Origin of the sequence: Clavibacter sp. B3I6 (genome assembly GCF_030816895.1) — a bacterium.
Taxonomy (GTDB): Bacteria; Actinomycetota; Actinomycetes; order Actinomycetales; family Microbacteriaceae; genus Clavibacter.
This window is the reverse complement of the sequence record NZ_JAUSYL010000001.1, coordinates 2699761-2719262: the sequence shown is the minus strand read 5'-3', so window position 1 is coordinate 2719262 and position 19502 is coordinate 2699761. Positions and strand designations below refer to the sequence as shown.

General features: G+C 73.1%; 18 protein-coding genes and 1 tRNA gene. 9 read left to right on the top strand and 10 right to left on the bottom strand.

Features of this window, described 5'->3' with window-relative positions:
* Positions 1-2: 2 nt before the first annotated feature.
* The 5 genes from QFZ62_RS13205 to QFZ62_RS13185 all read left to right on the top strand — a co-directional run bounded on the left by QFZ62_RS13205 (position 3) and on the right by QFZ62_RS13185 (position 6535).
* The gene (locus QFZ62_RS13205; protein WP_307506521.1) at positions 3-1889 is read left to right on the top strand and encodes a helicase-associated domain-containing protein; all 1887 of its coding nucleotides are present in this window, start codon (positions 3-5) and stop codon (positions 1887-1889) included.
* A gap of 20 nt (positions 1890-1909) precedes the next feature.
* Positions 1910-3562: a DNA repair helicase XPB gene (locus QFZ62_RS13200; protein WP_307506518.1), complete on the top strand. Its 1653-nt coding sequence runs from the start codon at positions 1910-1912 to the stop codon at positions 3560-3562.
* A gap of 64 nt (positions 3563-3626) precedes the next feature.
* A complete protein-coding gene (locus QFZ62_RS13195) occupies positions 3627-4319 on the top strand; it encodes a response regulator transcription factor (protein ID WP_012039163.1) in 693 nt (230 codons plus the stop codon).
* Between the two features lie 118 nt (positions 4320-4437).
* Positions 4438-6198, top strand: coding sequence for a cell wall metabolism sensor histidine kinase WalK (locus QFZ62_RS13190; RefSeq protein ID WP_307506516.1), 1761 nt, complete (start codon positions 4438-4440; stop codon positions 6196-6198).
* A gap of 46 nt (positions 6199-6244) precedes the next feature.
* Positions 6245-6535, top strand: a complete 291-nt coding sequence (locus tag QFZ62_RS13185; RefSeq protein WP_307506513.1) for a WXG100 family type VII secretion target — start codon at positions 6245-6247, stop codon at positions 6533-6535.
* Positions 6536-6637: 102 nt separating this feature from the next.
* On the opposite strand, the gene groL is transcribed toward QFZ62_RS13185, so the two are convergent.
* The 4 genes from groL to QFZ62_RS13165 all read right to left on the bottom strand — a co-directional run bounded on the left by groL (position 6638) and on the right by QFZ62_RS13165 (position 9832).
* Complete coding sequence (gene groL / locus QFZ62_RS13180; protein WP_094116505.1) at positions 6638-8257, bottom strand: chaperonin GroEL; 1620 nt, start codon at positions 8255-8257, stop codon at positions 6638-6640.
* Positions 8258-8446: 189 nt separating this feature from the next.
* Entirely contained in the window at positions 8447-8665 is a 219-nt protein-coding gene (locus QFZ62_RS13175; protein WP_307506510.1) for a cold-shock protein, read from the bottom strand.
* A gap of 231 nt (positions 8666-8896) precedes the next feature.
* Positions 8897-9469, bottom strand: coding sequence for a LytR C-terminal domain-containing protein (locus QFZ62_RS13170; RefSeq protein ID WP_307506507.1), 573 nt, complete (start codon positions 9467-9469; stop codon positions 8897-8899).
* Between the two features lie 33 nt (positions 9470-9502).
* Positions 9503-9832, bottom strand: a complete 330-nt coding sequence (locus tag QFZ62_RS13165; protein WP_307507807.1) for a DUF3263 domain-containing protein — start codon at positions 9830-9832, stop codon at positions 9503-9505.
* 236 nt (positions 9833-10068) lie between these two features.
* On the opposite strand from QFZ62_RS13165, the gene msrB reads away from it, so the two are divergent.
* Both msrB and QFZ62_RS13155 read left to right on the top strand, forming a co-directional pair.
* Complete coding sequence (gene msrB, locus QFZ62_RS13160) at positions 10069-10470, top strand: peptide-methionine (R)-S-oxide reductase MsrB (protein ID WP_116056251.1); 402 nt, start codon at positions 10069-10071, stop codon at positions 10468-10470.
* Between the two features lie 5 nt (positions 10471-10475).
* Positions 10476-11078, top strand: a complete 603-nt coding sequence (locus tag QFZ62_RS13155) for a nitroreductase (RefSeq protein ID WP_307507804.1) — start codon at positions 10476-10478, stop codon at positions 11076-11078.
* Between the two features lie 40 nt (positions 11079-11118).
* On the opposite strand, the gene QFZ62_RS13150 is transcribed toward QFZ62_RS13155, so the two are convergent.
* Positions 11119-11191, bottom strand: a tRNA-Thr gene (locus tag QFZ62_RS13150).
* A 41-nt stretch (positions 11192-11232) separates the two neighbouring features.
* The gene (locus tag QFZ62_RS13145; protein ID WP_307506502.1) at positions 11233-12150 is read right to left on the bottom strand and encodes a thioredoxin domain-containing protein; all 918 of its coding nucleotides are present in this window, start codon (positions 12148-12150) and stop codon (positions 11233-11235) included.
* Positions 12151-12466: 316 nt separating this feature from the next.
* On the opposite strand from QFZ62_RS13145, the gene QFZ62_RS13140 reads away from it, so the two are divergent.
* Positions 12467-13567 (top strand): ABC transporter ATP-binding protein, encoded by a 1101-nt coding sequence (locus QFZ62_RS13140; protein WP_307506499.1) that lies wholly within the window; start codon positions 12467-12469, stop codon positions 13565-13567.
* Positions 13568-13668: 101 nt separating this feature from the next.
* Positions 13669-14973 (top strand): DUF4032 domain-containing protein, encoded by a 1305-nt coding sequence (locus QFZ62_RS13135; protein ID WP_307506496.1) that lies wholly within the window; start codon positions 13669-13671, stop codon positions 14971-14973.
* 70 nt (positions 14974-15043) lie between these two features.
* On the opposite strand, the gene rlmB is transcribed toward QFZ62_RS13135, so the two are convergent.
* The 4 genes from rlmB to QFZ62_RS13115 all read right to left on the bottom strand — a co-directional run bounded on the left by rlmB (position 15044) and on the right by QFZ62_RS13115 (position 19384).
* A complete protein-coding gene (gene rlmB, locus QFZ62_RS13130) occupies positions 15044-16102 on the bottom strand; it encodes a 23S rRNA (guanosine(2251)-2'-O)-methyltransferase RlmB (protein ID WP_307506493.1) in 1059 nt (352 codons plus the stop codon).
* Complete coding sequence (gene cysS / locus QFZ62_RS13125) at positions 16092-17543, bottom strand: cysteine--tRNA ligase (RefSeq protein ID WP_307506491.1); 1452 nt, start codon at positions 17541-17543, stop codon at positions 16092-16094. Before cysS ends, rlmB begins: the two co-directional genes overlap by 11 nt.
* Before the next feature lie 83 nt (positions 17544-17626).
* Complete coding sequence (gene ispD, locus QFZ62_RS13120) at positions 17627-18859, bottom strand: 2-C-methyl-D-erythritol 4-phosphate cytidylyltransferase (RefSeq protein WP_307506488.1); 1233 nt, start codon at positions 18857-18859, stop codon at positions 17627-17629.
* 42 nt (positions 18860-18901) lie between these two features.
* Entirely contained in the window at positions 18902-19384 is a 483-nt protein-coding gene (locus QFZ62_RS13115; RefSeq protein ID WP_307506486.1) for a CarD family transcriptional regulator, read from the bottom strand.
* Positions 19385-19502: the final 118 nt, after the last annotated feature.

Sequence of the window (19502 nt, the reverse complement as noted above, 5' to 3'; positions counted from 1 at the left end):
CCATGACCGACGCCCTGGTGCTCGCGTCCCGCCTGCGCGCGCTCGACGACGACGCCCTGGCCGCCCTCGTCCGCGACCGCGGGATCGACGCCGCCCGCATCGCCGACCTCTTCGACCTCGCGGACGCGCTGCTCGCCCCGGAGGCCGTCGCCGAGGCCCTCGAGCAGCTCGACCGCCCCGCGTTGGCCGTGCTCGCGGTCGCCGCCGCGGAGGGCGCCACCGCACGCCGCGTCCCGCTCGACTCCGTCCGCGACGCCGTCGCGCGGCGCTCGGGCGAGGAGCCGCGCGACGAGCGGGAGCTGGCGGACGCCGCCGCCCGCGCCGCGTCCACGCTCCTCGCCGACCTCGACCACGACGGCATCACGATGCATCCCGAGGTCGCGGCCGTGCTCGCGGCCTGGCCCGCCGAGGGCCTGCCCGGCGCCGACGCGCTCGCGCGCCTCGACCCTCCCGCTCCCCTCGCCGCCGTCCCGCGCACCGACCCCGCGGAGGTCGACCGACGCGCCGGCGAGAGCGCCTTCGCCGCCGTCGTCTCCGTCGCCGCGCTCGTCGACGCGCTCCTGCACGAACCCGCCCGCGAGCTCAGCCGCGGCGGCATGTCGCTCCCCGACGCGCGACGGCTGGCGGCCGCGCTCGGCGCCGACGTCGACGACGTGCCGGTCGTCCTGTCGATCGCCGCCCGCGCCGGCCTCGTCGCCCGCACGGGCCGCACGTGGTCCGCAGCCGTCGCCTCCGACGTCTGGTCGGGCCTCCCGACCCCCGCCCGGTGGGAGGCCCTCGCCGCGTCCTGGCTCGAGGCGCTGGCGCCCGCGACCCGCAGCATCCTCGCCGAGCGCGCCGACGCGTCGTGGGGCGCCGGCCTCCTCGACAGCGTGCTCTGGCGCTTCCCCGGCGGATCCGCGTGGATCGGCGCGCGCATCACCGCCTTCACGCGCGACGCCGGCCTCCTCGGCATCACCACGGGGGACGTGCCGAGCTCCGCCGGCCGCGCGCTCCTCACCTCCGGCCCCGAGGCGGCCGCCGCCGCGCTCGCGCCGCACCTCCCCGCGGAGGTGGACCGGGTCTACCTGCAGCACGACCTCACGATCGTCTCGCCCGGTCCGCTGGATCCCGCCGTCGAGTCGCGCCTGCTGTCCGTCGCGGACGCGGAGGGCCGGGGCCTCGCCGCGAGCTACCGCGTGTCCGCGGACTCCGTCACGCGCGCCCTCGCCTCGGGCCAGACCGTCGACGCCGTCCGCTCCTTCCTCGCGGGGATCTCGCTGACGGGCATCCCCCAGCCGCTCGACTACCTGCTCGACGAGACCGCAGCGCGGTTCGGCCGGCTCCGCATCCGCCCGGCGGCGCCCTCGGACGCCGCACCGGATGCCCGCACCGCGGTCGTCTCGGACGACGCGACGCTGCTCGCCACCCTCCTGGTCGACCGCGACCTGGCGCCTCTGCGGCTCACGCGCGCCGCCGTCGGCGTCCTCGTCTCGGCCGCGCCGCCCGAGGCCGTCGAGCGCGCGCTCGCGGCCGCGCGGCTCGGTCCCGTCCGCGAGGACGCCGACGGCGAGCGCATCGCCCCCGCTCCCCGCACGTCCCCGGCGCCGGGTCCCGCCCGCGATCCCGAGCCCGACGCGGCGGACGCACTCGTCGCCCGCGTCCGCGCCGCCGACGGCCCTGACGACGGAGCCGCGTGGACCGCGCGGCAGCTGGAAGTCGCGATCCGCGCCAAGGCCGCCGTCCGCGTCCGCGTCCGCATGCCCGACGGGCGCGAGGTGGATCACGTGCTCGAGCCCGCCAGCGTCGCCGGCGGCCGCCTGCGCGCGCGCGACCGCGTGGCCGACGTGGAGCGCACCCTCCCCCTGTCGAGCATCGTGTCCCTCTCCCCCGGGCCGACGCCCGGGTGAGCGCGCCTAGGCTGGCGGGCATGTCCGACGGCCCCCTCATCGTCCAGAGCGATCGCACCGTCCTCCTCGAGATCGCCCACGCGGACGCCGAGGACGCGCGCCACGACCTCGCCGTGTTCGCCGAGCTGGAGCGGGCGCCGGAGCACATCCACACGTACCGGATCACCCGGCTCGGGCTGTGGAACGCGCGCGCCGCCGGCCACACGGCCGAGGACATGCTCGCCACGCTCGAGCGCTACTCGCGCTTCCCCGTCCCGCAGTCCGTGACGGTCGACGTCACGGACACCGTGGGCCGCTACGGGCGCCTCGTGATCGGCCGCGACGCCGACGGCGAGCTGCAGATCTCCAGCACGGAGTCCGCGGTCCTCTCCGAGATCGCGAGCGCCCGACGCATCGCGCCGCTCCTCACCGAGCGCGTCGACGCCTCCACGTACCGCGTGCAGGCGTGGGCGCGCGGCCAGCTCAAGCAGGAGCTCGTGAAGATCGGCTGGCCCGCCGAGGACCTCGCCGGCTACACGCCCGGCACCCCGCACGACATGGCGCTCGTGCAGGACGGCTGGGCGCTCCGCGGGTACCAGGAGGACGCGGTCGACCACTTCCTCGACGGCGGATCCGGCGTGGTGGTCCTCCCCTGCGGCGCCGGCAAGACGCTCGTGGGCGCGGCCGCGATGGCGAAGGCCAAGACGACGACCCTGATCCTCGTGACCAACACGGTGTCGGCCCGCCAGTGGCGCGCGGAGCTGCTGAAGCGCACCACCCTCACCGAGGACGAGATCGGCGAGTACTCGGGCCAGTCCCGCGAGGTGCGGCCCGTCACCATCGCCACCTACCAGATCCTCACCGCCAAGCGGAAGGGCGAGTACGCCCACCTGGCCCTCCTCGATGCGCTCGACTGGGGCCTCGTCGTCTACGACGAGGTGCACCTGCTGCCCGCGCCCGTGTTCAAGCTCACCGCCGACCTGCAGGCGCGTCGTCGCCTCGGGCTCACCGCGACGCTCGTGCGGGAGGACGGTCGCGAGGGCGACGTATTCAGCCTCATCGGCCCGAAGCGGTTCGACGCGCCGTGGAAGGAGATCGAGGCCCAGGGCTTCATCTCCCCCGCGGAGTGCTTCGAGGTGCGCATCGACCTCCCCGACGACGAGCGGCTGACCTACGCGGCGGCGGCCGACGACGAGCGATACCGGCTCGCCGCCACGGCGCCCGCCAAGCTCGAGGTCACGCGCGCGCTGGTGGAGCGGCACCGCGGCGAGAGCATCCTCGTGATCGGCCAGTACCTGGAGCAGATCGACGCGCTCTCCGAGGCCCTCGGCGCCCCGAAGCTCACGGGCGCGACGTCCGTCCCCGAGCGCGAGCGGCTCTACCAGGCGTTCCGCGACGGCACGGAGCGCGTCCTCGTGGTCAGCAAGGTCGCCAACTTCTCGGTCGACCTGCCGGACGCCACCGTCGCGATCCAGGTGTCCGGCTCGTTCGGCTCGCGCCAGGAGGAGGCCCAGCGGCTCGGCCGGCTCCTCCGCCCCGAGGCGTCCGGGCTCTCGGCCAGCTTCTACACGCTCGTGTCGCGCGACACCGTCGACCAGGACTTCGCGCAGAACCGCCAGCGCTTCCTCGCGGAGCAGGGCTACAGCTACACGATCCTCGACGCCGCCGGCATCACCGGCGCCTCCGCTCGATAGGCGCACGGCTGCGCGTCACTGCGCATCCAGGCGGCTCCCAGCGAGTGCGCAGATACTTCATCCCATGAGCGATGGCCCGAAGATCCTTATCGTCGATGACGAGCCCAACATCCGCGACCTGCTGACCACGAGCCTCCGGTTCGCCGGGTTCGCGGTCCGCGCCGTCGGCAACGGCGCCCAGGCCATCTCGGCCGTCCTCGAGGAGGAGCCCGACCTCATCATCCTCGACGTGATGCTGCCCGACATGAACGGCTTCGGGGTCACGAAGCGGCTGCGCGCCGCCGGCTACACCGCGCCAATCCTCTTCCTCACGGCGAAGGACGACACCGAGGACAAGATCACGGGCCTCACGGTCGGCGGCGACGACTATGTCACCAAGCCGTTCAGCCTCGACGAGATCGTGGCCCGCATCAAGGCGATCCTCCGCCGCACCATGCACGCCGACGAGGACGCGATCATCCGCGCGGGCGAGCTCACGATGGACCAGGACACGCACGAGGTGCTCGTCGGCGAGGAGCCCATCGAGCTGAGCCCCACCGAGTTCAAGCTGCTGCGGTACCTCATGCTGAACCCGAACCGCGTGCTCTCCAAGGCGCAGATCCTCGACCACGTCTGGGAGTACGACTTCAACGGCGACGCCGGGATCGTGGAGTCCTACATCTCCTACCTGCGCCGCAAGCTCGACCAGCACTCGTCGGAGCCGGTCATCCAGACCAAGCGCGGCTTCGGCTACATGCTGAAGGCCGCCAAGTCCTGACGCGCCGGGCTCGCGCCCGCACCACCTGATCGGCCGGACGCCCCTGGGCGCCCGGCCGGTCGCACATCCGGCGTCGCCTATCCTCGTGGGACACGGTCACCAAGACGAGGAACACGGGGTGCGGCCAGTGCACGACTACGTCGCGGAGAAGTGGAACAACGTCTCCCTGCGCACCAAGATCACGGGCGTCACCGTGCTCCTCCTGCTCCTCGGACTCCTCGTCTCCGGCGCGGGCACCATGTACCTGCTGCGGCAGCAGATGGTCACCCAGCTCGACGGCCAGCTCTCGATCGCCATCAACCAGCTCCCCAAGGTCCTCGACACCGACCCCTCCCAGCCCGACACCTTCACGGAGGCCGACGTCGAGGGCGCCAACCCGTCGTGGTTCGTCGTCCTCCTCGACGCCCAGGGCGACGTCATCGCCGACAACTGGACGGGCGACGCGTCCCGGCACCCCCGCGTCTTCGGGCTCGACCTGGCACGCGCCTCGCAGGTCAACGACCAGATCGTGGTCTTCTCCGACAACTCCGGCAAGAACAGCTGGCACGGCATCGTCCGCGTCTCCCAGAACACGGGCCCGGACTCCACGGAGTACTCGACCCTCGTCGTGGCCAAGCCGCTCGAGGAGGTCGACGACCTCGTCGCGACCTACATCGTGATCTTCGCGAGCTTCGGCCTCGCCGTCGTCGTGCTCGGCGCCGCGGTCACCCGCATGCTCGTGACCAGCACCTTCGGCCCGCTGCGGGAGGTGGAGCGCACCGCCGCGGCCATCGCGGGCGGTGACTTCAGCCAGCGGCTCGGCGGCGCCACCCCGAACACCGAGGTCGGCCGCCTCAACCGCTCCCTGAACATGATGCTCAGCCGCATCGACCGCGCCTTCGCCGACCGCGCCAAGACGATCGACCAGATGCGGCGCTTCGTCGGCGACGCCAGCCACGAGCTGCGCACCCCGCTCGTCTCCGTCCGCGGTTACGCCGAGCTCTACCGGATGGGCGCGCTGCAGACCCCCGAGGACGTCTCGCAGGCCATGGAGCGCATCGAGAAGGAGGCGATCCGCATGGGCGGCCTCGTCGAGGACCTCCTCGAGCTCGCGCGCCTCGACGAGACGAAGCCGCTGCAGCTCGCCCCGGTCGACCTCTACCCCATCGCACGCGACGCGGCCCTCGACGCCATGGCGTCCTCGCAGACGCGCACCGTCACCGCCCTGCCGCCCGTGCTCGTGAACCCGGTCGGCCCGATCCTCGACGCCGACGGGCTGGAGCCGACCCAGGACATGTCACCCGAGGCGCTGCGGGCCGCGGGCGCGGGCACCGGGAGCGACGTCACGGGCCCCATCGCCTTCGCGGGCGCCACGTTGTCGCGCTTCCGGGCCCGGCGGTTCCGCCGCCCCGGCGAGACGGCGACGGACGCCCTCGTGCCGGTGCGCCCCGACGACGACGGCTCGTCCGTCCCCGCCGAGGGGGTCGCCATGGTGTCGGCCGAGGAGAACAAGATCCGCCAGGTCGTCACGAACCTCATCGGCAACGCCGTGCGCTTCACGCCCGCGGGCAGCCCCATCGAGCTCGCGACCGTCGTGGACGAGGCGGCGCGTGAGGCCCGCATCGAGGTGCGCGACCACGGCGACGGCGTCCCCCCGCAGATCCGGGAGAAGATCTTCCAGCGCTTCTGGCGCGCGGACACGTCCCGCACCCGGGAGACCGGCGGCAGCGGACTGGGCCTCGCGATCGTGTCGGCCATCGTCGCCGCGCACCGCGGCCGAGTGGACGTCGTCGAGACCGAGGGCGGCGGCGCGACCTTCCGCGTGATCCTGCCCCTCCTCCCCACCCCGGAGGCACCGGTCCGCTCCACGCCCGCCCCTCCCGCCGCGTCCGCCTCCTGAGGCCGGCCTAGTCTCCGCTCGTCCCACGACGAGATGGAGGAGACGCATGACGAGGTACCAGGTGGACAGCGAGGCCGTCCTGTCGGCCACGGCGGCCGTGCAGGGCAGCATCAGCCGCATCCAGGCGGAGGTGGCGGGCCTGCACGGCCAGCTCGCCGACCTGCAGGGATCGTGGTCGGGTAGCGCCGCGACCGCGTTCCAGGGCGTGGTCGCCGAGTGGAAGGGCACGCAGCAGCGCGTCGAGGAGGCCCTGGCGAGCATCAACCAGGCCCTGAGCGCCGCGGCACGGCAGTACGCGGAGGTGGAGGAGGGCAACGCGCGCATGTTCGCGCACTGAGCCCCATGCACGACGAAGCGGGCGGCCCCGGTGAGGGACCGCCCGCTTCGTCGTGCTGGTCGTGCTGATGGGCGGGAGCGCTGCCGCTCCCGCCCGATCGGACTAGAAGTCCATGCCACCCGTGGGGTCGCCGGCCGGGGCCGGGTTCTTCTCGGGCTTGTCGGCGACGACCGCCTCGGTCGTGAGGAACAGACCGGCGATGGACGCGGCGTTCAGCAGAGCCGAGCGCGTGACCTTCACCGGGTCGTTGATCCCCGCGGCGAGCATGTCGACGTACTCACCCGTGGCGGCGTTGAGGCCGTGACCCGAGGGGAGGTTGCGGACGCGCTCGGCCACGACGCCGGGCTCGAGGCCCGCGTTGAGGGCGATCTGCTTGAGCGGAGCGTCGACCGCGACGCGGACGATGTTCGCGCCGGTGGCCTCGTCGCCCTCGAGCTGGAGCTTCTCGAAGGCGAGCTTGCCGGCCTGGATGAGGGCGACGCCACCACCGGCGACGATGCCCTCCTCGACGGCGGCCTTCGCGTTGCGCACGGCGTCCTCGATGCGGTGCTTGCGCTCCTTGAGCTCGACCTCGGTCGCCGCGCCGGCCTTGATGACCGCCACGCCGCCCGCGAGCTTCGCGAGGCGCTCCTGGAGCTTCTCGCGGTCGTAGTCGCTGTCGGTGTTGGAGATCTCGTTGCGGATCTGCTGCACGCGGGCCGCGATCTCGGTGGCGTCGCCGCCGCCGTCGACGATCGTGGTCTCGTCCTTGGTGATGACGACCTTGCGGGCCGTGCCGAGCAGGTCGAGGGTGACGTTCTCGAGCTTGAGGCCGACCTCCTCGGCGATGACCTGGCCACCCGAGAGGATGGCGATGTCCTGCAGCTGCGCCTTGCGGCGGTCGCCGAAGCCGGGGGCCTTGACGGCGACCGACTTGAAGATGCCGCGGATCTTGTTCACGACGAGCGTGGCCAGGGCCTCGCCGTCGACGTCCTCCGCGATGATGAGGAGCTGCTTGCCCGACTGGATGACCTTGTCGACGATCGGCAGCAGGTCCTTGATGTTCGAGATCTTCGAGTTGACGATCAGGATGTACGCGTCCTCGAACACAGCCTCCTGGCGCTCGGGGTCGGTGACGAAGTACTGCGACAGGTAGCCCTTGTCGAAGCGCATGCCCTCGGTGAGCTCGAGCTCGGTGCCGAAGGTGTTCGACTCCTCGACGGTGACGACGCCCTCCTTGCCGACCTTGTCGATCGCCTCGGCGATGATCGCGCCGATGGTGGAGTCGCCGGCGGAGATGGACGCGGTGGCGGCGATCTCCTCCTTGGTCTCGATCTCCTTCGCGGCGAGCTTCAGCTCCTCCGTGACGGCGGCGACGGCCTTCTCGATGCCGCGCTTGAGGCTGATGGGGTCGGCGCCCGCGGCGACGTTGCGGAGGCCCTCGCGGACCAGGGCCTGCGCGAGGACGGTCGCGGTGGTCGTGCCGTCACCGGCGACGTCGTCGGTCTTCTTGGCGACCTCCTTGACGAGCTCCGCGCCGATCTTCTCGAACGGGTCGTCGAGCTCGATCTCCTTGGCGATGGACACGCCGTCGTTCGTGATGGTGGGGGCGCCCCACTTCTTCTCCAGGACGACGTTGCGGCCACGCGGGCCGAGGGTCACGCGGACCGCGTCGGCCAGGATGTTCAGGCCGCGCTCGAGGCCGCGGCGGGCTTCTTCGTCAAAAGCGATGATCTTAGCCATGTGTATCTCTCGTCCCTCCCGGACGTCAGGAAAAAGGCAGTCGTCTAGCACTCCCCGTGAGGGAGTGCCAGGGACGATTCTGGCACTCGCCCTACGGGAGTGCAAGCGAGCCGCCCACAGGCCGGGCGGCCGGCGGGAACGCGACGACGCCGCCGCCCTCGTGGGCGACGGCGTCGTGGCGGCGCCGCTCTAGGCGGGCGAGACGTTCTCGGCCTGCAGGCCCTTGGACCCCTGCCCGATCTGGAAGGCGACGCGCTGGCCCTCCTCCAGGACCTTGTAGCCGGACATCTCGATCGCCGAGTAGTGGACGAAGACGTCCTGCTGGGCCGGTCCGCCCTCGACGGCGTCGACGGTGATGAACCCGAACCCCTTCTCCCCGTTGAACCACTTCACGGTGCCGTTGGCCATGTGCTTCTCCATGTGCGACTGCGCGGTGTCGGGGGCGCGGTGCCGCCACCCCCGGGTCGACCGCGGAGCCCTGCATCGACCCCGCACCACGCCCTCGGGACTCACCGCATGCAGCGCCTGGTGCGCGACGGGCGTGCGACCAGGCAGCACGATAGCCACGGCCGACGGCCCGCCGTCCGGTTCCTCCACGGACGCGCGGGGTGCGGGAGTGGAGCGGGGGTGCGCCTCCGGTCAGCCGCGGGCCGCGTAGTCCGCGCCGAGCACGGCGGTCAGCCGCGGCGCGGTCGCGGCCGGGGTGCCCTCGGCGGGCCGGAACTGGTCCGACTGCTGCACGTCGCCCACCCCCAGGGCCTGGACCAGTCCTCGCGCGGCGCCCTCGTCCGCCGCGTCGTAGTAGTAGACGGTCGTCGCGGTGATGTCGGACGCGCTGGCGTTGAGGCGCGAGCCGATCTTCCAGCCCCCGGACTCGAGCGTCGCGGCGGCCCGTGCGGAGAGGCCGGTGGTCCGCGTGCCGTTCAGGACGGTCACGACCATGCCGGGGACCGCGGTGGGCGCTGCGGTCGGCACCTCCGTGGGGGTCGCCGCCTCGGAGGCGCCGTCGCTCGGGATGATGTCGGTGAAGGAGACGCGGTCGTCGATGACGGCGAGGCCGACGACGCCGAGCCCGACGAGGACGGCCGTCGCGAGGGCAGCCCAGGCGAAGGCGCGGAAGCGGTGGTGCCGCGGGCGGGGCGCCCGGTGCGCGCCCACGCGGCTCAGGTCGCCGGGGACGTCGTCGAAGCGATCGGGAGCGTGGGAGGGCATGGCGGTCTCGTGTCTCCTCGGTGGGGCGCGGGGTCAGCGCGCGGACGGACGGTGCGGGAGACCGGTGGGCAGGGCACGGGCCGCGCGGGCGGCGGCGCGCGTCTCGCGGAGGCGCAGGAGGCGCCCCACGAGGAGGGGGTCGTAGGCGAGAGCCCCGCGCGTCTCCAGGAGGGCCCCGAGCAGCTGGTAGTAGCGCGTGGCGGAGATGCCGAAGGCCTGGCGGATCGCCTCCTCCTTCGCACCGGCGTGACGCGTCCAGTCCCGCTCGAAGTCGAGCACCGCGCGTGCCCGCTCGTCGAGCTCGCCGGAGGGACGCTGCTCGGTCGCCGAGACGGTCGCGGGGCGGGTCTCGCGCTGGTCCACGGCGTTCTCCTTCCCCGACATCCCCCACATACTAGGTGCGCCTCCCTGGGCGCCCCGCTCACCTCCACGGGGTGTCCCCGCCCGCTCCGGACGGCCTCCGCGACGGCGTGCGGGCCACCACGCGCCCGGCCGAGAGTTCCCCGGATGGAGGAATCCAGGGGCCGTCGCGTCGGTTCCCCCTGGAGGCGCGCTGGGACGCCGCCCCTAGGATCGACCAGCGAGAAAGGACCCGCACCATGGCCTACGAGATCGAGAAGACCGACGACCAGTGGCGTCAGGAGCTCTCCCCCGAGGAGTACGCGGTGCTGCGCCAGCAGGCCACCGAGCGCCCCTGGACCGGCGAGCTGCTGGACGAGGAGCGCACCGGCGTCTACGGCTGCAAGGCCTGCGGCGCCGAGCTCTTCACGAGCGACACGAAGTTCGACTCCCACTGCGGATGGCCGAGCTTCTACGCGCCTAAGGAGAGCGACGCGGTCAAGCTGTACACGGACACGAGCCTCGGCATGAAGCGCGTCGAGGTCGTCTGCGCCCGCTGCGGATCGCACCTCGGGCACGTCTTCGACGACGCGCCGCAGACCCCCACCGGCGACCGGTTCTGCATGAACTCGGTCTCCATGTCGTTCCGCACCGCGGAGTGACCGACGTGCCGCGGCATCGGGCGGGCGGCCATGCCGACCCGTCCGCGCCCGGCACCCCCGGACCGGCCGGCCCCGTGCTGACTGCGCTGCGCGAGCGGCGCTCGCGCTCGTCCGTCGGCGAAGCGGCCCCGGCGCACGAGGACCTCGTTCCACTCGTGGAGGCCGCTTCCCGGCTCGCCGACCACGGCGGGCTGCGGCCGTGGCGCATCATCGAGATCCGCGGTGCGGCCCGCGACGGCCTCGGCGCCGCGATGGACGAGGCCGCGGGCGACCCCGGATCGGGCAAGCACCGCAAGAAGACCCACCGCGCGAGCCTGCTCGTCGCCGTCGTGGCCTGCGTGGCGCCGAGCCGCAAGGTGCCGGGGTGGGAGCAGGAGGCCGTCGCCGCCGGTGTCGCGCACGCGCTCACGCTGCTGCTCGAGGAGCAGGGGTGGGGCGTCTTCTGGCGCACCGGATCGCTCACGCGCAGCGACGCGGTGCGTCGCATGCACGGCCTGCGCGACGGCGAGGAGCTGCTCGGATGGCTCTACGTCGGGGCTGCGGAGCCGGACGGCAAGGGGCCCCGCTCGACCGTCGACGGCGAGCGGATGATCACGGTCCTCGACTGATCCCGTGCCGCACCCTGCGGGGATGCGACTCCCGTCTCGGAGCCGGCCACGGGACTCGAACCCGTAACCGCCGCATTACAAGTGCGGTGCGCTACCAATTGCGCCAGGCCGGCCGACGTCCCTAAGGGGCCGTCGATCCATCATAGGAGCCGCGCTACGGCGCGGTGGTCGGCGTCTCGGCGGGCGTCGGCGCATCGGTCGGCGCGGGCGTCGCGTCCTGACCCGCGGCCTGGAGGACGAAGGCGGCGAACGCCTTCGCGTCGTCGGGCTGGCCGGTGTACTGGCGGTCGCCCACGACGATGACCGGCGCACCCACGACCTTCTCCACGTTCGACTCGGGGATGTCCCCGTCGAGCACCCGGTCGGTCGCGCCGTTCACCCACGACTGGAAGCGCTGGTCGGACACGCACTCCTCCACGTCGGACGGATCGGCTCCCGCCTGCTCGGCCAGCTCGACGATGCGGTCGTCGCTGAGGCCCGCGCTCTGCTCGGCCGGCTGCTCCTCGAACAGCGCCGAGTTGAAGGCCCAGAAGTCGTCGGGCGAGGAGTCGGCCACGCAGGCGGCGGCGTTGGCGGCGCGCAGCGAGTAGGCCTGCGACTTGCTGGTGAGGATGGCGACCGGGTGGATCTCGACGGTGGCGGCGCCGGACTGCAGCCAGCCCTCCATCTGCGCGCCGTTCGTGTCCTGGAACTCCTTGCACGCGGTGCAGAGGTAGTCGACGTAGACGCGGATGTGCGCGGCGCCGGCGGCCTGCGCCGCCGTGGGCACCGGCTCCTGCTCGGGGTCGAGGGCCGCGGTGGGGACGGCGGCGAGGTCCTTGCCGATGAGGATGCCGTCGCTCGCCATGTTCTGCGGGCCGGGGCCCGCGGGTCGCGCGCCCTGGACGACGATGAGGCCGACGACCACGACAACGGCGACGAGCGCCGCCGCGATGCCGCCGCGGATGAGGCCGCGCGCCGCCACGTCGCGGCGCCGCTGCTTCATCCGGTTGAGCCGCGCCTTCTCGCGCGCCGCCTCGCGGCGTCGCCGATGACCGCCGTGCGGTTCGTGCGCGGGCGGCGTGCTGCTCATGGGTCCTCGCTCCGGTGATGGGGGAGTCGGGCGCGGGCGGGCTCCCGGACGACCTCAGGACTATAGGAGGCGAGTCTGGGAAAGCGCCAACGCGGCGGGCGCGGGTACGGCGCCGCAGGTGACGATACAGGCCGGAGACCCTCATCCCCCAGGTGGGGAATGGCCGCCGATCCGCACGACGGCGGGGTATGCGGCCGGATGGCCCCGTGCAATACTCATCGGGTGGTCATCGTCGCCCACAGCGATGAGCCATGAGCATCACATCCATCACCACGGATCGTCGGGCACGTACCTGCCCGTGAAGGAGAACACCGAAATGGCATCTGTAACTTTCGACAAGGCCACGCGCCTGTACCCGGGCTCGACCCGCCCCGCGGTCGACGGCATCGACCTCGAGGTCGCCGACGGCGAGTTCCTCGTCCTCGTCGGCCCGTCCGGCTGCGGCAAGTCGACCACCCTCCGCATGCTCGCGGGCCTCGAGGAGGTCAACGACGGCAACATCTTCATCGGCGACCGCAACGTCACGGACGTGCCGCCGAAGGACCGCGACATCGCGATGGTCTTCCAGAACTACGCGCTGTACCCCCACATGACGGTGGCCGAGAACATGGGCTTCGCGCTCAAGATCGCCGGTGTCGGCAAGGACGAGCGCGCCACCCGCGTCCTCGAGGCCGCCAAGCTCCTCGACCTCGAGCCCTACCTCAGCCGGAAGCCCAAGGCCCTCTCGGGCGGCCAGCGCCAGCGCGTCGCCATGGGCCGCGCGATCGTGCGCCAGCCGCAGGTGTTCCTCATGGACGAGCCGCTGTCGAACCTCGACGCCAAGCTCCGCGTCCAGACCCGCACGCAGATCGCGTCGCTCCAGCGCCGCCTCGGCGTCACCACGGTCTACGTCACGCACGACCAGACCGAGGCCCTCACCATGGGCGACCGCATCGCGGTCCTCAAGGACGGCGTCCTGCAGCAGGTCGGCACGCCCCGCGACCTCTACGAGAAGCCGCAGAACGTCTTCGTCGCCGGCTTCATCGGCTCCCCCGCGATGAACCTGTTCACCGCGAACGTCGTCGACGGCGGCGTGCAGTTCGGCTCCGCCGTGGTCCCGGTCGAGCGCGACGTGCTCACGCACGCCACGGGCGGCGCGGTCACCATCGGCGTGCGTCCCGAGGACGTCGTCGTGTCCACCACGCAGGGCCAGGGCCTGTCGGTCACGGTCGACCTCGTCGAGGAGCTCGGCGCGGACGGCTACCTCTACGGCCACACCGACATCGAGGGCAAGCGCACCGACCTCGTCGCGCGCGTCGACGGCCGCCTGCACCCCAACGCCGGCGACACCGTCTTCATCACGCCGCAGCCGGGCCACCTGCACGCCTTCGACGCCGAGAGCGGCCTCCGCCTCAACGCGCCGGTCGCCGCGGGCTGATCCTGCCCGACGCCGCACGTCCGCTGCCGCGGTCCCTGCGCTCTCCCTCGGAGAGCCGGGGCCGCGGCAGCTCCGTTTCCCCGGTCGGGTAGGGTCGCAGCATGGCCGGATCCCTGAACATCACCTCGGCGACGGTCGATCCCGCGCTCCTCGACCTGCCCTGGCAGCTGCCGCTCGACGAGTGGCCCTCCTCCGCGATCGCGACGCTGCCGAAGGGCATCTCGCGCCACCTCGTGCGGTTCGCGAACCTGTCCGGCTACGTCATCGCCATCAAGGAGACGACGGACGAGATGGCGCGCGGCGAGTACGACATGCTGCGGACGCTCCAGCGGCTCGAGATCCCGTGCGTCGAGCCCGTCGCCGTGATCATGAACCGCACGGACGAGGACGGCGACCCGCTGAAGTCCGTGCTCGTCACCCGGCACCTCAAGTTCTCGCTCCCCTACCGGGCGCTGTTCTCGCAGCAGCTGCGGCCCGACACGGCGACGCGGCTCGTCGACGCCCTCGCCGTGCTCCTGGTGCGGCTGCACATGATCGGCTTCTTCTGGGGCGACGTGTCGCTCTCGAACACCCTCTTCCGCCGGGATGCCGGCGCCTTCGCCGCGTACCTCGTGGACGCGGAGACCGGGAAGCTCTTCAACGGCGGCCTCTCCAACGGGCAGCGCGAGAACGACCTCGAGATCGCCCGCGTCAACATCGCCGGCGAGCTGATGGACCTCGAGGCCGGCGGCCGCATCGAGGAGGGTCTCGACCCGCTCGAGACCAGCACGCGCATCGTCGCCCAGTACCGCACGCTCTGGAAGGAGCTCACCGGTCGCGAGGAGTTCCCCACGTCGGAGCGCTGGCGCATCAACGAGCGCGTCGACCGCCTCAACGACCTCGGGTTCGACATCGAGGAGCTCGCGATCCGTACGACCGCCGAGGGGTCGCAGGTGCGGATCCAGCCCAAGGTCGTCGACGCCGGCCACCACCAGCGCCGCCTGCTGCGCCTCACGGGCGTGGACGCGCAGGAGAACCAGGCCCGCCGCCTCCTCAACGACCTCGACTCGTACACCGCGACCTTCGACAAGCAGGACCTCGACGAGGAGATGGTCGCGCACGAGTGGCTCGCCCGCGTCTTCGAGCCCGTCGTGCGCGCGATCCCGCGGGACCTCCGCGGCAAGCTCGAGCCGGCCGAGGTCTTCCACCAGCTCCTCGAGCACCGCTGGTACATGTCGCAGAAGCTCAGCCGGGACATCCCGCTCGCCGAGGCCGTCACCGCGTACGTGCACGACATCCTCCGGTTCCGCCGCGACGAGGCGACCGTCATCGACCCGCCCACCGAGTCGATCGGCGTGATCGAGGACGAGTCGGACGTGCCGATCACCGAGGCCGAGGCCGCGGAGGACTGGCGCACGAAGGTCTGATCCGGGGGCGCGAGCGCCGGGACGACGACGAGCCGGGACCCTCGGGGTCCCGGCTCGTCGTCGTGGTGGGCTACTTGCGGCGGGCCGCCGCGCGCAGCTTGCCGATCTCGTAGAGCGTGACGCTCGCCGCGATGCCCGCGTTGAGCGACTCGGTGGAGGCGCCGATCGGGATGGAGACGATGGTGTCGCACGTCTCGGTGACGAGACGCGACAGGCCCTTGCCCTCGGATCCGACGACGACCACGATCGGGCGGTCGGCGAGCGTGAACTCGTGCAGCGACATGTCGCCGCCGCCGTCGAGGCCGACCACGAAGACGCCGCGCTGCTTGAGCGCCTTCAGCGTCTGCGTGAGGTTCGACGCCATGGCGACGGGCGTGCGCGCCGCGGCGCCGGCCGACGTCTTCCACGCGCTGGCGGTCAGGCCGACCGAGCGGCGCTGCGGCACGATCACGCCGTGCCCGCCGAACGCGGCGACCGAGCGGATGATGGCCCCGAGGTTCCGCGGGTCGGTGATGCCGTCGAGCGCGACCATGAGCGGCACCTGCCCGCGGGAGATGGTCTTGTCGAGCAGCTCGATCGCGTCCGCGTACTCGTACGGCGGCACCTTGAGCGCGAGGCCCTGGTGCACGGCGTCGTGGCCGGCGATGCGGTCGAGCTCGGGGCGCATGACCTCGAGGACGGGGATCCCGCGCCCGGTGGCGAGCGACAGCACCTCCTTGACGCGGTCGTCGTACTCGATGCGCGAGGCGATGTAGAGCGCGGTCGCGGGGATCTTCGCGCGGAGCGCCTCGACCACCGAGTTGCGGCCGGTGACGACCTCGGACTCGTCCTGCTGCTTCGCGCGGCGGGCGCGCGGGGCGTCGGCCGCCGCGGGGCGGTCGGTGGCGCGGGCGCGCGGCGGTGCCGAGCGCTCGGGGCGCTCGTCGCGGCCGCGACTGGCGCCCGCGGATGCCGCCTCGTACCGGTCCTTCGCGGCCTTCCGCTTGCCCGCGGGGTGGTACGGGCGGTCCTCGGCCTTCGGCGTGGGCTTCTTGCCCTCGAGGGCCTGCCGGCCCTGCCCTCCGGAACCCTTGAGCGGGCCCTTCTTGGTCTTGCGTACCGCGCCTGATCGGCTGGGCTTATTCGCCATCGATGCTCCAATGCGACCCGCCGGGCGAGTCCTCTATCGTGATGCCGGCCTCGGCCAGCTCCTGTCTGATGCGGTCGGCGAGGGCGAAGTCCCTGGCCTCCCGCGCGGTCTGTCGCTCGGCGATCCGATGCTCGACCAGCGCCTGCAGCGCACGGCGCACGGGCTGGTCGGACGCGGTGCGCCACTCGTCAGCGAGCGGGTCGATGCCGAGCACGGCCACCATCGCGGAGACGTCCGCACGCTGGGCCGCGGCCTCCTGGAGGTCGCCGGCGTCGAGGGCGGCGTTGCCCGCGCGGACGGCGTCGTGGAGCACGGCGAGCGCCTGCGGGACGCTCAGGTCGTCGTCCATCGCCTCCGCGAAGGCGGCGGGCACGGGGGCCGGGCCGACGCCATCGGGGGCGGGGGCCTGGAAGCGCGTGCCGGCGAGGCGGCGGGCGCTGCGGTCGAGGAACGTCTCGATGCGGTCGAGCGCGGCCTCGGCCTCGGCGAGCGCGCCGTCGTGGAACTCGAGGGTGGAGCGGTAGTGCGCGGATCCGAGGAAGTAGCGGACGACGACCGGGCGCGCGGAGGCGAGCAGATCGGCGGCGAACAGCGAGTTCCCGAGCGACTTGCTCATCTTCTGGCCGGCCACGGAGACGAGCCCGTTGTGCAGCCAGTAGCGGGCGAACGGATCCCCCGCCGCACGGGACTGGGCGAGCTCGTTCTCGTGGTGCGGGAAGCGCAGGTCGAGCCCGCCGCCGTGGATGTCGAACTCGGCGCCGAGGTAGCGCGTGGACATGGCGGAGCACTCGATGTGCCAGCCGGGACGGCCGGCGCCCCAGGGCGACGGCCACGACGCGCTCGCGGGCTCCCCGGGCTTCGCGCCCTTCCAGAGGGCGAAGTCGCGCTCGTCCCGCTTGGCGCGCGGATCCGCGTCGGCGGCGGCCTCCATGTCGGCGGCGCGCTGGCGCGTGAGCTCGCCGTACTCGGGCCAGGAGGCGGTGTCGAAGTAGACGTCGCCGGACCCGTCGTCGGCCGGGTACGCGTGGCCGCGGTCGACGAGGCGCCGGATGATCTCCTGCATCTCGCCGACGCTCGCGGTGGCGCGGGGCTCGTAGCTGGGCGGGAGGATCCCGAGGGCGGCGTAGGCGCGGGAGAACTCGAGCTCGACGCGGTACGCGAGCGCCCACCACTCCTCGGTGCCGCCGGCCTCCTGGCCGCGCCGGGCGTTGTCGATGACCTTGTCGTCGATGTCGGTGACGTTGCGGACGAGCGTGACGTCGAGCCCGCGATACGCGAGCCAGCGGCGCAGCTGGTCGTAGGCGAGCGCGCTCCGGAGGTGGCCGATGTGCGGCGCCGACTGGACCGTGGGACCGCAGACGTAGATGCCGACCCTGCCGTCGACGAGCGGCACGAAGTCCCGCAGGGACTGCGTCCGGGAGTCATGGAGGCGCAGGGTCACAGAGAGATCCTAGTCAGCGCGCCTCCGCGCCCTCACCGGATGACGGGCCGCGCGGCCGGGGCCCGTGCCCCCGAGGGCCGCGGTCAGAGGCGCTCGACGAGGGCCGTCGCGACCGCCGCGACGCCGTCGCCGCGGCCCGTGAAGCCGAGCCCGTCGGTCGTGGTGCCCGCGAGCGAGACGGGCGCGCCGACCGCGGCCGAGAGGATCCGCTCGGCCTCGGCCCGCCGCGGCGACAGCTTGGGGCGCACCGCCATGACCTGGACCGCGACGTTGACGATGCCGTAGCCGGCCCCGCGGACGAGCTCCGCGGTGCGGCGCAGGAAGACCTCGCCGTGCGCGCCGTCGAGCTCGGGGTCGTCGGTCCCGAAGATCCCGCCGATGTCGCCGAGGCCCGCGGCCGACAGGAGCGCGTCGCACATGGCGTGGCTCACCGCGTCGCCGTCGCTGTGCCCGGCGAGCCCCGCCTCGCCCGGCCAGTGCAGGCCCGCGAGCCAGAGCGGCTGGGTCGCGTCGACCGCGTGGACGTCGGTGCCGATGCCGGAGCGGAGACGGGAGGCCGCCGATCCGCTCCCCTCGGCCCGCGCGACGAGCTCCTCCGCGCGCCGCAGGTCCCATGCGGTGGTGACCTTGAACGCGAGCGCGTCGCCGGGGATCACGCGGACCGCGCCGCCCGCGGCCTGGAAGAGCGCCGCGTCGTCGGTGTGCTCGGCGGTCGCCGCGGCATAGGCCGCGTCGAGCGGGCCGCGCGGGAAGCCCTGCGGGGTCTGGACGCCGACGAGGTCGCTGCGGTCGACCGTGCCGAGGCACTCCCCCGCGGCGTCGACGCGCTTGACGGTGTCGGTGACGGGCAGGCCGGGCACCACGCCGGCGGCCTCGGCGCGCACGGCCCGTGCGACGGAGGCGAAGAGGGAGGTGGGGGTCAGCGCCCGCGCGGCGTCGTGCACGAGGACGACGTCGACGGATCCGGCGAGCGCCGCGAGGCCGGCCCGCACTGATCCCTGCCGGGTGGCCCCGCCGACGACCACGGCGACGGATCCGCGGGCCGCGCCGGCGACCGCGTCCACCACGGCGGTGGTCTCCGCCACGTGCGCGGCGGGCGCGACGACGACGACGTGCGCCTCCTCGGCGAGGCCGAGGACCGCGCGGAGGGAGCGGGCCAGCAGCGTGGCGCCGCCGACCTCGACGAGCGCCTTCGGGATCCCCGCGCCCAGCCGCGTGCCGCTGCCCGCCGCGACCACGACGACGCCGAGCCGGGGGCCGGCGGGGCCCCCGTCGTCGGTCGCGCGGGCGGACGGGACGACGGGGTCGTGGCTCATGCGGTCAGGCTACCGGCGGGCCGGACGGGCGATGCCCGCGGGTCAGGAGGCGAGGACCTCGTCGAGCAGCGTCGACGCGTGCTCCTCGTCGGTCTTCTCCGCGAGGGCCAGCTCGCCCACGAGGATGCCGCGCGCCTTCTGGAGCATGCTCTTCTCGCCGGCGGACAGGCCGCGGTCCTCGTTGCGGCGCCACAGGTCGCGGACGACCTCGGCGACCTTGAGCACGTCGCCCGACGCGAGCTTCTCGAGGTTCGCCTTGTAGCGCCTCGACCAGTTGGTGGGCTCCTCGGTGAACTCGGCGCGCAGCACCCCGAACACCCGCTCGACGCCCTCGCGCCCGATGACGTCGCGCACGCCGACCATGTCGACGTTCTCCGCCGGGACCTCGATCCGCAGCCCGCCCTGGTTGACGTCGAGCTTGAGGTACAGCTTCTCCTCGCCGCGGATGACGCGCTTCTTCACCTCGATGATGGTCGCCGCCCCGTGATGCGGGTACACGACGGTCTCGCCGACCTCGAAGATCATGGACTCCCCGTTCCTCAGACTGCGGTCCAGGGTACCAGCCGGGTCGCGGGCGCCCGCGGGCGGTCGCCCGGCACGTGATCCCGTAGGCTGAGCGGGTCAGCTGATCCACGCGCGGACG

Coding starts and splice junctions, on each gene's coding strand:
- QFZ62_RS13205 (WP_307506521.1), top strand. CDS start 3: ATGACCGACGCCCTGGTGCTCGCGTCCCGCCTGCGCGCGCTCGACGAC.
- QFZ62_RS13200 (WP_307506518.1), top strand. CDS start 1,910: ATGTCCGACGGCCCCCTCATCGTCCAGAGCGATCGCACCGTCCTCCTC.
- QFZ62_RS13195 (WP_012039163.1), top strand. CDS start 3,627: ATGAGCGATGGCCCGAAGATCCTTATCGTCGATGACGAGCCCAACATC.
- QFZ62_RS13185 (WP_307506513.1), top strand. CDS start 6,245: ATGACGAGGTACCAGGTGGACAGCGAGGCCGTCCTGTCGGCCACGGCG.
- groL (WP_094116505.1), bottom strand. CDS start 8,257: ATGGCTAAGATCATCGCTTTTGACGAAGAAGCCCGCCGCGGCCTCGAG.
- QFZ62_RS13175 (WP_307506510.1), bottom strand. CDS start 8,665: ATGGCCAACGGCACCGTGAAGTGGTTCAACGGGGAGAAGGGGTTCGGG.
- QFZ62_RS13170 (WP_307506507.1), bottom strand. CDS start 9,469: ATGCCCTCCCACGCTCCCGATCGCTTCGACGACGTCCCCGGCGACCTG.
- msrB (WP_116056251.1), top strand. CDS start 10,069: ATGGCCTACGAGATCGAGAAGACCGACGACCAGTGGCGTCAGGAGCTC.
- QFZ62_RS13145 (WP_307506502.1), bottom strand. CDS start 12,150: ATGAGCAGCACGCCGCCCGCGCACGAACCGCACGGCGGTCATCGGCGA.
- QFZ62_RS13140 (WP_307506499.1), top strand. CDS start 12,467: ATGGCATCTGTAACTTTCGACAAGGCCACGCGCCTGTACCCGGGCTCG.
- QFZ62_RS13135 (WP_307506496.1), top strand. CDS start 13,669: ATGGCCGGATCCCTGAACATCACCTCGGCGACGGTCGATCCCGCGCTC.
- rlmB (WP_307506493.1), bottom strand. CDS start 16,102: ATGGCGAATAAGCCCAGCCGATCAGGCGCGGTACGCAAGACCAAGAAG.
- ispD (WP_307506488.1), bottom strand. CDS start 18,859: ATGAGCCACGACCCCGTCGTCCCGTCCGCCCGCGCGACCGACGACGGG.
- QFZ62_RS13115 (WP_307506486.1), bottom strand. CDS start 19,384: ATGATCTTCGAGGTCGGCGAGACCGTCGTGTACCCGCATCACGGGGCG.